Source organism: Stutzerimonas balearica DSM 6083, from assembly GCF_000818015.1.
GTDB classification, from domain to species: domain Bacteria; phylum Pseudomonadota; class Gammaproteobacteria; order Pseudomonadales; family Pseudomonadaceae; genus Stutzerimonas; species Stutzerimonas balearica.
Window position 1 is genome coordinate 2,281,678 of the sequence record NZ_CP007511.1, and the last position, 13,993, is coordinate 2,295,670.

Annotated in this window: 10 protein-coding genes and 1 pseudogene; 6 read left to right on the forward strand and 5 right to left on the reverse strand. The window is 60.7% G+C overall.

Going from position 1 to position 13,993, the window contains the following annotated elements:
- Positions 1 to 51 precede the first annotated feature (51 nt).
- Positions 52 to 795, reverse strand: a complete 744-nt coding sequence (locus CL52_RS10330; protein WP_025297885.1) for an SDR family oxidoreductase — start codon at positions 793 to 795, stop codon at positions 52 to 54.
- Positions 796 to 938: 143 nt separating this feature from the next.
- Between CL52_RS10330 and CL52_RS10335 the strand changes: the two genes are divergently transcribed.
- From CL52_RS10335 to CL52_RS10370, 6 genes and pseudogenes are all read left to right on the forward strand, one after another.
- Entirely contained in the window at positions 939 to 1,853 is a 915-nt protein-coding gene (locus CL52_RS10335; RefSeq protein ID WP_043220366.1) for a LysR family transcriptional regulator, read from the forward strand.
- A 107-nt stretch (positions 1,854 to 1,960) separates the two neighbouring features.
- Entirely contained in the window at positions 1,961 to 2,359 is a 399-nt protein-coding gene (locus tag CL52_RS21620) for a hypothetical protein (RefSeq protein WP_013970884.1), read from the forward strand.
- A gap of 180 nt (positions 2,360 to 2,539) precedes the next feature.
- Positions 2,540 to 3,664, forward strand: a complete 1,125-nt coding sequence (locus CL52_RS10345) for an alkene reductase (protein ID WP_043220369.1) — start codon at positions 2,540 to 2,542, stop codon at positions 3,662 to 3,664.
- Positions 3,665 to 3,730: 66 nt separating this feature from the next.
- The gene (locus CL52_RS20680) at positions 3,731 to 4,714 is read left to right on the forward strand and encodes an LLM class oxidoreductase (RefSeq protein WP_041014695.1); all 984 of its coding nucleotides are present in this window, start codon (positions 3,731 to 3,733) and stop codon (positions 4,712 to 4,714) included.
- Between the two features lie 138 nt (positions 4,715 to 4,852).
- Positions 4,853 to 5,158 (forward strand): ArsR/SmtB family transcription factor, encoded by a 306-nt coding sequence (locus CL52_RS10365; protein ID WP_012464920.1) that lies wholly within the window; start codon positions 4,853 to 4,855, stop codon positions 5,156 to 5,158.
- A gap of 266 nt (positions 5,159 to 5,424) precedes the next feature.
- Positions 5,425 to 7,105: pseudogene (locus CL52_RS10370) on the forward strand (TraI domain-containing protein); the annotation flags it as partial.
- A 79-nt stretch (positions 7,106 to 7,184) separates the two neighbouring features.
- Here the strand turns inward: CL52_RS10370 and CL52_RS10375 are convergent.
- The 4 genes from CL52_RS10375 to CL52_RS10395 form a co-directional block, all read right to left on the reverse strand.
- Positions 7,185 to 9,812, reverse strand: a complete 2,628-nt coding sequence (locus CL52_RS10375; protein WP_025297877.1) for an excinuclease ABC subunit UvrA — start codon at positions 9,810 to 9,812, stop codon at positions 7,185 to 7,187.
- Positions 9,813 to 9,837: 25 nt separating this feature from the next.
- A complete protein-coding gene (gene nhaA, locus CL52_RS10380) occupies positions 9,838 to 11,703 on the reverse strand; it encodes a Na+/H+ antiporter NhaA (protein WP_043220375.1) in 1,866 nt (621 codons plus the stop codon).
- A gap of 942 nt (positions 11,704 to 12,645) precedes the next feature.
- Positions 12,646 to 13,665: a zinc-binding alcohol dehydrogenase family protein gene (locus tag CL52_RS10390; protein WP_003288728.1), complete on the reverse strand. Its 1,020-nt coding sequence runs from the start codon at positions 13,663 to 13,665 to the stop codon at positions 12,646 to 12,648.
- A gap of 10 nt (positions 13,666 to 13,675) precedes the next feature.
- A complete protein-coding gene (locus CL52_RS10395) occupies positions 13,676 to 13,969 on the reverse strand; it encodes a putative quinol monooxygenase (protein WP_003288729.1) in 294 nt (97 codons plus the stop codon).
- Positions 13,970 to 13,993: the final 24 nt, after the last annotated feature.

Here is a 13,993-nt window from a genome sequence, read left to right on the forward strand (position 1 = left end):
TTCACTCCAGATAAGCGGGGCCTGACGCCGAAGAGACAGGCCCTCAACTCATTAGAATTCCTGCACGGTTGGGCGCAGAACGATCTCGTTAATATCCACGTCAGCAGGCTGCTCAATTGCGAAGGCGATAGCTCGAGCGACCGATTCGGCGGGAATTGCATGCTTGTAGAAGTCCACCACGAAATCGCGGCTCTGTTGGTGGGTGCTGCCGAATTTCAGTTCGGAGTCCACGGCGCCCGGTTCGATAGTCGTGGTGCGGATGCTGCCACCGACTTCGTGACGCAGTCCTTCGGAGATAGCCCGCACAGCAAACTTGGTGCCGCTGTACACGGTGCCACCTGGGCTAAACACCTTCAGGCCTGCAACCGATGCGATGTTGATGAAGTGGCCACTGTTTTGTTTCTGGAAGACCGGCAATGCAGCCGCGACTCCGTACAGCAGCCCCTTGATGTTGATGTCGATCATGCGATCCCACTCGTCAGTGCGACCATCACTGAGCGGTGCAATCGCCATCAGCCCGGCATTGTTGACCAGTACATCAATGCGCCCGTAGGTGTCCACGGCACCTTGAATGAGCGTTTTGACCTCTTCCTGAGAGGTGACATCGGTCTGATACGCGATTGCCTGACCACCTGCATTGGTCAGCTCAGTCACCAATGCGTCGAGTTTATCTTTGCGGCGTGCGGCCAGCACTACGCGCGCGCCAAGCGCAGCAAGGTGGCGTGCAGTCGCTTCACCCAAGCCACTGCTGGCGCCGGTGATAACGACAACTTTTCCAGAAATGTTATTGCTCATGTTGAGAACCTCATCGGCGGGTTTGTACTTCGCCATGGTTGGTTAACCTGGCAGTGCGCAAACCTTAGCCCCATGGTTGATCTCAATAAATGGAAATGATTGGATTAAGCTATTCCTAAATATGGAATAAATGGGAGGGCAACATGCTTAACCGCATGGAGATGGTCAGGATTTTTTGCACAGCAGCAGAGGCAGGTAGCTTCCGCGAAGCGGCAACCCGATTAGGTATCTCCCCGCAAGGGGTTACCCGAGCCATTCAAGCCCTGGAAACGGAGCTTGGCGAATCGCTGTTTCACCGTAATACCCGCCAGGTGAGCATCACTGCTTTCGGTCAGGATTACGCCAAAGATGCCAGATCAGCTCTGGAGCATTTCGACACGCTATTCCGGTCGCACAGGATGGAACCTGAGCTGTCAGGGAGGGTGGGAATCACGGCTCCACATGCTATTGGCAGGCGCTTCTTAATACCGTTTCTTCAGCCCTTGGCCTCAGCACATCCAGACCTGCAATTCGATCTCCGCCTGGAAGATCAGATGACCGATGCCGTTGAGGCGCATATCGATATTGGTATCAGGGTGGGTATAATTCGCGACCGGCGCTACGTCGCACGGGCCTTAGCTCCCGTGCCGTTTTACGTTGTTGCAAGCCCGGCGCTAATAGAGCAAAAAACAACACCCAGATCTCTGGATGCCTTGGCCCAGCTGCCACTTTCAGTCCTGATCGACCAGAAAAATGGCCGCCCTTGGCCTTGGCTGTTTGCCGACGGGCAAACATTTACGCCCAGGCAGCCAGCGCTTATCTGTGATGATCCAGATACGGAATTGGAAGCTACCCTGGCAGGTATGTGCTTTGGCCAAATTCCTGCCTATCTGGCTGAGCCTCATCTGCGGTCAGGAAAGCTGGTTGCCGTTTTGGCTGATCACGCTCCAGCACCATGGGATCTGTTCATATACCGCCCGCAGCAGGGTCCTGTATCGAAGCGGGTGCGATTGGTGTACGACCACCTTAAGCAGGCTTTCTCAAACCCCAAGCTATTTCCCCAAGGCCTGGGGACATAGCGATGCATACCTGCCAGCCAATCGTCCGCTATTGGCCCAGGCTGTGTAAAAACGTTGGCATCGACCTTGCTGTGATTTGAAGGATTCAGACTCAGCAGGGGCGGCCCATGAAGCGCTTTATCCAGGGAGTACATCGAGGCCAAAGCACGCTGCTGCCCGAGAGCCTGGATGACTACGTCGCGGACACCAACCCGGTGCGGGTGGTCGATGTGTTCGTCGATGCAACCAGCCTCCTTGATGAAAAAATCAAGGGAGCTGGCTGCATAGGCAACCCTGGCGCGAAGCACGGCGCGCTCCCAGCTGATCCAGAAGTGAGCTGCAAGGGCGTGGAACCATGCGTACGTGCCGGCATCAATATTAATATATTGACATATATGAATATCGAGAATAGCCTACCGATAACCGCGCTAGAAACCCCAGGAGGTAGTCCCATGAAAGATTCCAGCGATACCCATCCGAATCACCTTCCCGACAGCAGCTACGGCCTGTTTATTGACAACCAGTGAGTTTCGGACGAATACGGTGAAGCCCTCGACATTATCAACGCCACAGCTGCCGACGTCGCCCGCGCGGTGCAGGGCGCACAGCGCGCCTTCGTGACCTGGACCGCTCGGACTCTTCCGACCTCGTTGATCCATATTTTTTGACCCATGACATCGACTATTTTAGATATGCAGGTAACCAAAATGGCACAATCAGAACTTTTCAAAACCACTCAGCTGGGCCCATACACCCTCAAGAACCGTATCGTTCTGCCGCCACTGACGCGTTCACGCAGCTCCCAACCCGGCAATATTGCGAACGACCTGATGGCCACGTATTACCGTCAGCGCAGCGGTGCTGGCTTCATGGTGACCGAGGGCACACAGATCGAACCCCGAGGACAGGGTTATGCCTGGACACCCGGCATTCATAGCCCGGAACAGATACAAGGCTGGCGTAAGGTCACCGACGCTGTTCACGCCGAAGGGGGGGTCATCTTTGCTCAGCTTTGGCATGTGGGTCGCGTGTCGCACACATCGCTGCAACCCGGTGGTGAAGCGCCCATCGCGCCATCAGCCATCCGCGCGGACAACGTCAAGGTGTTCATCGAAACTGGCCCCGGCACGGGTACACTGACCGACCCTTCGACCCCACGAGCTCTGTCCACCGCGGAGGTAAAGGAACTGGTTGCGCTCTACGCCCAAGCAGCCCGAAATGCTTTGGACGCAGGTTTTGACGGGGTGGAGCTTCACTGCGCGAACGGGTACCTGGTAAACCAGTTCATTTCGGCCCATACCAACCAGCGTGATGATGAATATGGCGGTTCGCTGCAGAACCGTCTTCGCTTCCTGCGCGAAATCACCCTCGCCGTTGCTGGTGTTGTCGGCAAGGAGCGCGTTGGCGTTCGCTTCGCCCCGCTGTTCGCGACCACAGACGAAGACCGCGTCTACCTTGGTCTGGTCGAAGATGATCCTCATCAAACCTACATCGAGGCAGTGAAGATCCTCGAGGAAGTGGGCATTGCCTACCTGTCGCTCGCCGAAGCCGATTGGGAAAACGCACCCGAGCTGCCTGAGACGTTCCGGGAAGCTGTTCGTAAGACCTTCAGCGGCAAGATTATCTATGCCGGCAAGTACACCGCTGAACGAGGAAGTCGCGTGATAAAAGCTGGCTGGGGCGACCTGATCGCTTTTGGCCGTCCCTTCATTGCGAACCCCGACCTGCCCGCTCGTATCGCCAACAACTGGCCGCTTAACCCAGTTGATCCAAGCAGCATGTACGGCGGTACCGATAAGGGCTACACCGACTACCCGACTTACAAATCCTAAACGCTCAGAGCCACGCCCCATAACTCAGGGGCGTGGCTCAGCGTTTGCTGACCGAGGAAGTTAAGCATGTACCAACCGAGCACGACTCCCTACCAAGAGCATAGGGGATTCAAACGGACCTTCAGGCAGGGTCATCTAAGCCTTGGGCTGTTCTTTCCCCTGGAGGCTTTCGAGGGTGACACACCGCGCATGCTGGATCAGGTCGCGCTGGCCAAACGTGCAGAGGCACTTGGTTTTTCGGCGCTCTGGTTTCGCGACGTCCCGCTCAGGGACCCAAGCTTCGGTGATGTCGGCCAGGTTTTCGACCCTTGGGTGTATCTGGGCTACATCGCAGCCCATACAACAAAAATCGCACTAGGCACCGCCTCCATCGCCCTTACTTTGCGTAATCCCTTGCACACGGCAAAGGCCGCAGCGAGCATTGATCAGTTGAGCGGAGGTCGCTTGCTCCTGGGAGTAGCCTCTGGCGATCGTCCCGTGGAGTTTCCCGCATTCAGCGTTGATCCAGAAAAGCGTGGCGAGACCTTTCAAGAAAACCTCAATGTGATACGCCAAGCCCATCGAACACACTTCGAGCCCATTCGCTGGAGTCACGGCGAGTTACTGGGGGCCGATCTCGTTCCCAAACCTACGACTCGGGAAATACCGCTATTCGTAACCGGACATAGTCGCCAGTCGCTCGATTGGATCGCGCGTGAAAGCCATGGATGGATCAACTATCCACGTCCGCCAAAAATACAGCGACTCATCGTGGAAGATTGGCGACAGGAAACGGCTAAACAATGTGGCACTATCTACAAGCCGTTCTTGCAATCGCTGTATATCGACCTGGACGAACACCCATCCACGCCACCCTCGCCTATCCATCTAGGATTCCGACTGGGACGTAACCACCTGCGGGCCTTGCTGGATACACTTCAGGAAATCGGTGTAGATCACGTCATCCTGAACCTCAAGTATGGTAAACGCCCCGCAGCAGAGGTTATCGAGGAACTTGGCAAACATATCGTCCCGCAATTCGGCGCACAGGTGCCCGATAGTCCTACCTGACAGGACAATAGGATTCCAGTCCAAACCAGCCCGTCATTGCGACGGGCTGGCGCGCAGAGATCATGGCGAAGCCTTCCAATTTGATGCGCGAATCAGGAAGATATCTAGATATCGAAAAAAACAGGTCTCAAAAAATTCATGACTATTGACGTCAACGAAGCCCTGAAAGCATTGGCGAACCCGACGCGCCTTGCCATCCTCAATTGGCTCAAGGATCCCAGGACAGTCTTTCCCGAGCAGGAAGTCGACCCAGAAACGGTAGGCGTGTGCGTCAGTATCATCCAAGAGCGCACGGGCCTCTCTCAGTCAACGACATCGCTTTATCTCGCAGCTCTACAGCGCGCGCAATTGGTTACATCGCAGCGGATCGGCCCCTGGACCTACTACAAACGCCACGATGAGAATATCGATGCCTTCTTCAAGGCGCTGCAAGAAAGAATCTAGGGCTGCACACCCTTGTATTTCTGACTGATTTCAGTCTTTGCCGATGTCAAAAACAGCAATCTGACCAAATAACGATCAGATCATCCGAAGCTTCGAGTGATCGAACAGCATTACCAGTGATGCGTGCGCGGAAAGAAGGCTCCTATAGCAAAACTGCCACTTGACAACGCTGAAACCAGGGGCTGAATACGCAAAAGACAGCACACTCCAGAGAGGGACGCGAAGCCCTTCAAGTGCTCTTCTACGGCCAACCTTCTTTAGGGGGCAGCCGCCACGGCGTCGACATCCCACGCCAGCCCCTGGCGCGTTGGGTGATCCAAAGTGGCGAGCAACTGCAACCGTTGCTCAACCTGATGCGCGACAAGCTGCTGGACTACCCCGTGTTGCACTGCGACGAAACGCGCTTGCAGGTGCTGCATGAACCGGGACGCGACCCCTCGGCACAATCCTGGATGTGGGTGCAAAGCGGTGGGCCGCCGGACAAGCCGGTGATCCTTTTCGACTACACAGCCAGCCGCGCGCAGGAGGTGCCGCTACGCCTGCTCGATGGCTACCGCGGCTACCTGATGACCGACGACTACGCCGGTTACAACGCCGTGGCTGCACGCGACGGCATCGAACGCCTGGGCTGCTGGGCGCATGCGCGACGCAAGTTCGTCGAAGCCCAAGGGCAAGACTGGGCGTGCCGACGTGGCGCTGAGCCTGATCAACAAGCTCTATCCGTCTCTGTGGGCACCATTGCTCTACGTCTTGGCCGGGCAGTACGAGCACGCCGGCGTGCTGGGTGAACTGGTCGTGCAGGCTGATCGCGCTTCTGTGGCACAGGAACTGGGCGGCGATCCCGCGCGCGCCATGGCCGCGCCCAGGCACGCGCTGCAACGCAAGCTGCTGGACGGGCTGCGCTTCCTGCTCAAGGAACAGTTGAAGCTGAATCAGCCGGAAGCCTCCGATGGCTGGCTCACCGAGGATGGGCTGTGGCTGGTGAGCAAGACTGTCTCGGACAAGCTGCGCGCGCACCTGCTGTCTCAGGGGATCGACGGCATTCCTGTGAACAACACCGCCGTCTTCAACGTGCTGCAGAACCACGGCATGCTCCAGCCCACCTCAGACGGCAAGGCGGTCTGGCGCGCGACCGTGACCAGTGCGACCGGCTGGTCCTACTCGTTCACCCTGTTGCGCCTCGCGCCCGCGCTGATCTGGGAATCCGGCGAGCGGCCAGCGCTTTTCGCAGGCACGGTGGCGATCGACACGACGCCAGCGGAAACCAACGGCAGTGCACCAGGCACACCGCCCGCGGTCGTGGGGCAGCCAACCCCCGAAGGTCTGGAGACTCCCCCTTGGGAATGCCCTCGCAGCGATACCGCCTTGCCGACTGCGGCCCCGCCCGTGCCTGACGTCATGGAGGACATGCTGGCGATGGTTGGATTGGATCGCACGGCCGACATGGGGAAGGGTGAAGATCCAGTGGAGAAAGTCCCTGCCCCAACCACAGCCGCAGCGTCTCCCTTGCCACTTACCCCTGCGCCTGGACCTGCATCAACTCCAACAGTCGCGATACCATCCGGGGAGCATTTCATGACGTGGCTGCAACAGGGAGTCGCCGCGCGGCGACTCATCATCAACGACGCCAAGGCGCTCGTGCATACGGTGAGCGACACCGCCTACCTGGTCAGTCCCAGCGTGTTCCAGCGCTATGCGTAGGAACATCCCCAGGTGGATGCGCTGGTCAGGCAGGACAAGCAACCGGATTGGCAGTGGGTGCAAACGCGCTTTTAGAAACTGCAGCTATACCGCAAGCACCCAAATGGCCTGAACATTTGGACCTGTGAAGTCACGGGCCCGAGGAAGTCCCGCCGACTGCATGGCTACCTCCTCGAAAATGGGTCCTTGGTATTCGCCGAAATACCGCCCAACAATCCCTATCTTGCTCTGACTCAGGAAGGATGACGCGACTCGGGCAGCGACCGTCACCACCGTGTGGCGACGATCAATGCCCCGCGAAGCTGGCAACATTTGGCGAACTAAGCTACTCGGCCCGCGCCAACTCCCGTGCAAGGAACGGAGCGGTTCGGCTGCCAGACTTTCGGGCCACCTGCTGAGGGGAACCCGCCACCACGATGCTGCCGCCGGCAGCGCCCGCGCCTGGCCCTACGTCGATCACCCAGTCGGCTTGGGCCACCGCACGCATGTCGTGCTCGATCATCACTACGGTATTACCGGCATCGACCAGGCGCTGCAACTGCACCAGCAGCCGGTCGGCATCCGACGCGTGCAGCCCGGTGGTCGGCTCGTCGAGCACGTACAGGCTTCGGCCGCGCTGGCTGCGCTGAAGCTCGGTCGCCAGCTTGATGCGCTGCGCCTCGCCACCGGAAAGCTCAGTGGCCGGTTGCCCCAGGCGCAGATAGCCCAGTCCGATGTCGCGCAGCAGTTGCAGGGGCCTTGCCACCGCGTCTTCACCCGCGAAGAATTCGCTGGCATCGTCCACGGTCATCTGCAGCACCTCGGCGATGTTGCGCCCGTTCCACTGCACCTTCAGCGTGGCCTCGTTGTAGCGCGCGCCATGGCAGGTCGGGCACGGCGCGTACACGCTGGGCATGAACAGCAGTTCCACGCTAACGAAACCCTCGCCCTCGCAAGTCTCGCAGCGCCCCTTGGCGACGTTGAACGAGAACCGTCCGGCATCATAGCGGCGGCGTCGAGCATCGGGCGTGGCGGCGAACAGCTTGCGCACATGGTCGAACAGACCCGTGTAGGTAGCCAGGTTCGACCGCGGCGTGCGCCCGATCGGCTTCTGGTCCACCTGCACCAGGCGCTGTATGGCGTCCACGTCGCCCGCCAGATGGCCGCCGGTCGCTTCGACCACTGCCGGCCCTTCGCTGGTGGCGCTTTCGGCGGCATCGTCTTCAGGCTCGTGGCCCAGGTGCAGCAGCACCAATTCCGGCAGGGCCTGCGCGACGAGGCTGGATTTGCCGGAGCCAGAGATGCCGGTAACGGCTGTCAGCACGCCCAGCGGAATGCGCGCATCCACGCCATGCAGGTTATGGCGGTGGATGCCCTGCAGCTCCAACCAGCCGGTCGCTTCGCGTGCTCGGCTTCCGGGTGCGGGAATTTCGTCGAACAGGTAACGTGCAGTACGCGATTCGGCAATCTTGCGCAGGCCATCCGGCTCGCCGCTGTAGAGCACGCGGCCGCCACGCTCGCCGGCATCCGGCCCGACATCCACGAGCCATTGCGCGCGGCGCATCAGGTCCAGGTCGTGCTCCACCACAAACACCGAGTTGCCCGCGTCGCGCAGCCGGTCGAGTGCATCGTACAGGGCCTGGCTGTCGGAGGGATGCAGGCCCGCCGAGGGTTCGTCAAGTACGTACACGACGCCGAACAGCAGGGAACTTAATTGCGTGGCCAACCGCAAGCGTTGCAACTCGCCGGCCGAAAGCGTCGGCGTGGCCCGGTCCAGCGTCAGGTAGCCCAGGCCTAGCTCGCGCAGTTGGCGCAGGCGCGCCATCACGCCTCCAGCCAGGCGCTGTGCGGCGAGGCGCTTTTCTTCCGACAGCGCGGAGGTACGGCGCACGTCGGGCGATACCGCATGGACGGCGCGGTCGCGTCGGGGCGCTTCCTTGTCCGTAGCCGCCCCCGCTGCATGGGCGCGGAAATCGCCCTGGGCGATGGGTTCGAGCAAGGCCGCCAACTGGTCCAGCGGCATCTGCATGAACGCGCCGATGTCCACGCCGGCGAAGGTGACCGACAGTGCCTCTGGCTTGAGCCGCTTGCCGTGGCAGGTGGGGCACGGTTTGCCCTCCATGAACCGGGACACGCGCTTTCTCATCAGCGCGCTTTGGGTGTTGGCAAAGGTGTGCAGCACATACCGTCGGGCGCCGGTGAAGGTGCCCATGTAGCTCGGCTCCATCTTGCGCTTGAGCGCGGCGCGGGTTTCGGCCGGCGTGAAGCCCGCGTACACCGGCACCGTCGGTGTTTCCTCGGTGAACAGAATCCAGTCGCGGTCCTTCTTCGGCAGGTCCTTCCACGGTCGGTCAACGTCGTAGCCCATGCTGACCAGGATGTCGCGCAGGTTCTGGCCTTGCCAGGCGGGGGGCCAGGAGGCGATCGCCCGCTCGCGGATGCTCAGGGAGGGATCGGGCACCATGATGGCCTCAGTCACCTCGTACACATGGCCCAGGCCGTGGCAGGTCGGGCACGCTCCCTGCGGCGTGTTCGGCGAAAAATCCTCGGCGTACAGCATGGGCTGGTTGGCTGGGTAGGCGCCAGCGCGCGAATACATCATCCGCACCAGGCTGGACAAGGTGGTCACACTGCCCACAGAGGAACGCGCGTTGCTGGAGCCCCGCTGCTGTTGCAGCGCCACCGCCGGCGGCAGGCCGTCGATCGCATCGACGTCCGGCACGCCGGCCTGTTCGATCAGTCGCCGCGCATAGGGGGCCACCGACTCGAAGTAGCGCCGCTGGGCCTCCGCATAGATGGTGCCAAAGGCCAGCGAGGACTTCCCGGAGCCGGAGACACCCGAGAACACCACCAGCGCGTTACGCGGGATGGAGACGTCCACCTCCTTGAGGTTGTTCTCGCGCGCGCCACGCACCTGCACGAGGCCGCTGGCCGCAGCGGTACAAGAGGATTCACCGAAAGAATTGTTTGGCATGTTCTTATCCTGTAGTTCGTCCCGCTCAGGACGGGACTTCCTGAGTCCGGGGGCCGCGGCGACTGGCTTCGAGCGCTGCGGTGACAGTGCGGGCGTCGTAGCTGCCGCGCAGGCGGCGACCCTCGACGAAGAACGTCGGCGTGACATGCGCACCGCTGGCGACCGCACTGGCGAGGTCGCGCTCGACACGCTCGATCACCGCAGGGCTGTCGAGATCCGCGATGAACCGATCGACGTCGAGCCCAAGCTCTACGGCGTAGCCGATCAGATCCTCGCGCTCCAGCGCGTGCTGACGGGTGAACACGAAGTCCAGCCACGGCCAGAACATCCCCTGGTTCGCCGCTGCCTCGGACGCCCTCGCGGCAATCGGCCCGTGCGGGTGGTGCGGCAGATGGCGCACCACATACCGCAGGTCGTCACCGAAGTGGGCGCGAAGATCGTCCCACGAACCGGTGGCGTGCGCACAGTACGCGCACTCGAAGTCCACGTACTCGACGAGTGTGAGCTGGGCGTCCTCCGGACCGCGGATGTGATCGAGCTCCGGATCGACTGGTGGCTCAAGTACCATCGGCAAATCGGCAGTCTCCTCCCCCCACTTGAGAGCGGCGACCTTGAATATGAGCCACCCCAGCAACGTGGCGAGTACCATCGACACGAGCACCCCGACCGTCGCCTGGCGGCCCAGGTCAGAGGTCGTACCGAACGCGAGCCCGATGATGAGCAGCGACACGGTGAAACCGATCCCGGACAGCGCCGCACCACCGAACACGCTCCCCATCCCGACGCCCACCGGCAGGCGCCCCAGTCCGAGGCGGACTGCGGCTAGAGTGATGAGCCCGATGCCTAGAAGCTTACCGAGCACGAGTCCCGAGATGACGCCCCAGGTCACGGGCGAGCCGAAGGCCTCAGCGAGCAACCCGCCACGCAGATCCACCCCGGCGTTCGCCAAGGCGAACACCGGCACGATCAGCAGTGCCGCCGGCAGCCGCAGGAACTCGTGCAGCCGCTCGTTCACAGAGATACCGCGGGATAGTCCGCGGTCCACCGCGTGGGCCGATGCGGCACTCGGAGACTGCCAGAAGTCACGGAACAGTTGTCTTGCCGCGACGACTTTGTGACGCTGCGTCGCGTAGGCGGGGATCAGGAGCCCCGCAGCCATCCCGGCCAGGGAGGCATGGATGCCGGAGTACACGGTCGCGAACCACAGCACGATCACGATCAACACATACGGCGTCGCCCGCCACTGGCGGGTGCGCCCCAACAACCACAATCCAACGAGGCTGGCGAGGGCGATAAGCAACGGGACGATCCGGATCTCCTCGCTATAGACGATGCCGATGATGGACACTGCGAGGAAGTCATCGACCACGGTCAGGGTGAGCAGGAACACGCGCAACTGACCCGATAGCCGCGGGCCGACGATCGCCAAGGTGCCCAGCATGAACGCCGTATCGGTGCCGACCACCGCACCCCACCCGTGCAGGCCCTCACTTCCGGCTAGTTTCACGATCAGGACATACACCAGCGCGGGAAGCACGACTCCCGTGCCCCCCGCGATCAGGGCGAGGCGGGCACGGCTGCGGTCACGGAGCGATCCGTGGGCGAACTCCTGACGCACCTCCAGTCCGATCAGGAAGAAGAAGACGACCATCAGGCCGTCGTTGACCCAGTGATGCAGATCCATGTGTAGGCGCAGTGGCCCGAAGTTGAACCCGACGTCTAGGTGCCACAACTCGAAATAGGCGTTAGATAGCGGCGAGTTCGCCCACACGAGCGCCACAACCGTGACGATCACCAGCAGCACCGCAGCGCCAGACTCCGTGCGTAGATAGTGGGCAACGCGTCTCCGTCTGATATGCGCCGAGGACTCACCGAAAGAAGAGGCTGGCATGTGCTTATCCTGTAGTTTGTGAGATCACGATGGGCCGGTTTCGGATGGACCGATCAGGCGTCCGCCTCTGGCGGCGTCTCATCATCGAGCGAGCGCAGCCAAGCGAGTCTTTCTCCCGGCCTGCGCTCAACACCTCTGTCCGTTGGCTGATACCAACCCGGCCGCGCCACGCCCTCGGGAAAATAGGTTTGCCCAGCGGCATAAAAGGCTAGAAATGGTGTCCACTTAAATCAGGTGGACACCATCGCCTTTGGCGTCGAGGCCAGGAAGGTGTGTTGGCCGGACGGATACACAGAATCGGCCAGAAGCGGGCATTGCGGGTCGAAGTTCTTGTATTCGGGGACTGGGGCTGGGGACGGGCGAAAGAGACCGAAGTAGGTCCTGCACATCGCTAGTGTGCGGCCTTTGCTGTAGCGGTTCCCGGTGCGACCAACGTCAACGGCTTTGACAGCCCATGACGTGCGACCGGGATATCGCCCCTCCAAAGACCCAAGGTACTCTCTAGCGAACACCGCCCTAGGGGCACTCCTCTCAAGATATCTGAGGATCGCCTTGCACCTCCAGAGATTGCATCGCCTTGCTGCTCAACAGCATCTGTTTTGAGGCAAGCTCGTTTACCTCAACGTAGTGGCGAAGCTTGGTTGGGGTCATGCTTACCCCAGTCTCGTCGCGGACCACCCGGACAATCGTGTCATAGCTGTAGTTGCGTTTGAGCACATGACAATTACGCTACATCAGGCTTTTGACTCATCCGCCCTCCTCCGGAGTCGCTACCAATTCCTATTAGTTGGACGTTTCGGATGAAGTCGTTGACGGCTGGGTGATGGTCTTGCGAGACGATCTCAATAGGAGGCATTTCAAGGCGCTCACTGAATCGCTCATGGGCGCTACTCTTGAATCCAGCATTGGCTACCTACCGCATGAGCCGGTAGCCAGATACCGTCAGAAGCCCTCCAGAACGATCTTGCCCTTTGCCTTGCCGCTCTCCAGCAAGGCATGGGCGCGACGTAGGTTTTCGGCGCTGATACGCCCGTAGTTTTCGCCAACGGTGGTGCGCAACACACCCGCATCGATCTGGCGGGCCACTTCATTGAGGATGTTGTGCTGCTCCTGCATGTCCTCGGTCTCGTACAGCGAGCGCGTGTACATCAGCTCCCAGTGCAGCGACAGGCTCTTGCGTTTGAGCGGTACGACGTCCAGCGTGGCCGGGTCATCGATCAGGCCCAACCTGCCCTGTGGCTTCAGTGACTCGATGATCTGCTCGTAATGCCGATCGGTCTGCGTCAGGCTTGCGACGTAGCTGACCTGCGGAAGGCCGATGCGCTTGAGCTCTTCGCTCAGTGGCTTGGTGTGATCGATCACGTAATGGGCGCCGAGTTCGGTGACCCAGGCCTGGGTTTCAGGGCGCGAAGCCGTACCAATGACGGTCAGGCCGGTCAACTGACGCGCCAGCTGAGTCATGATTGAACCCACCCCGCCTGCAGCGCCAATGATCAGCAGCGTTTCGCCACGGTCGGTGGTGTCGCGCGCTACGCCGAGGCGATCAAATAGCAATTCCCAAGCGGTCAGAGACGTCAGGGGAAGCGCCGCGGCCTGGGCGAACTCCAGCGACTGTGGCATCGATCCGACAATGCGCTCGTCTACCAGCTGCAACTCACTGTTGCTGCCCGGGCGGATCAGCGACCCGGCGTACCACACCTTGTCACCGGGCTTGAACAGCGTTACGTCGGAACCGACCGACTTGACCACGCCGGCAGCGTCCCAACCGAGGATGCGCGGCTGTGTTTCGTCTGTATGCGGCACGTAGCCCTGGCGGACTTTGGTATCGACCGGGTTGACCGATACGGCCTTGACTTCTACCAGCAGGTCGCGCGGCCCCGGCACTGGCTCGGGTAGATCGATCTCCACGAGGGCGTCAGGGTTCTCAACAGGCAGACATTTGAAGTGTGCAATGGCTTTCATTCGGAGCTCCTCAGGAGACGCGGTACATTTTCATGACGGAGAATTTTTCGGCGGCGCGTTCGATGACGGGCAGCGCTGCCTGGAAATGCGGGGTGGCCTCGTGCGCAGTCAGCGCCGCTTCGTCTCGCCACTGCTCAACCATATGGAAGGTGCGAGGCTGTTCTGCATCTTTATGAAAGTCGTATTGGATGCAGTCTGCTTCGGCGCGACTTGCGCCTTGCAGATCCTGCAGCGTCTGCTGGAGCTCATCTTCGGAGCCGGCCTTGGCGACCAATGTGGCAACCAGTGTGAGTGGGGTGGTCATCGAACCTCCTGTCTGTGCATGTGT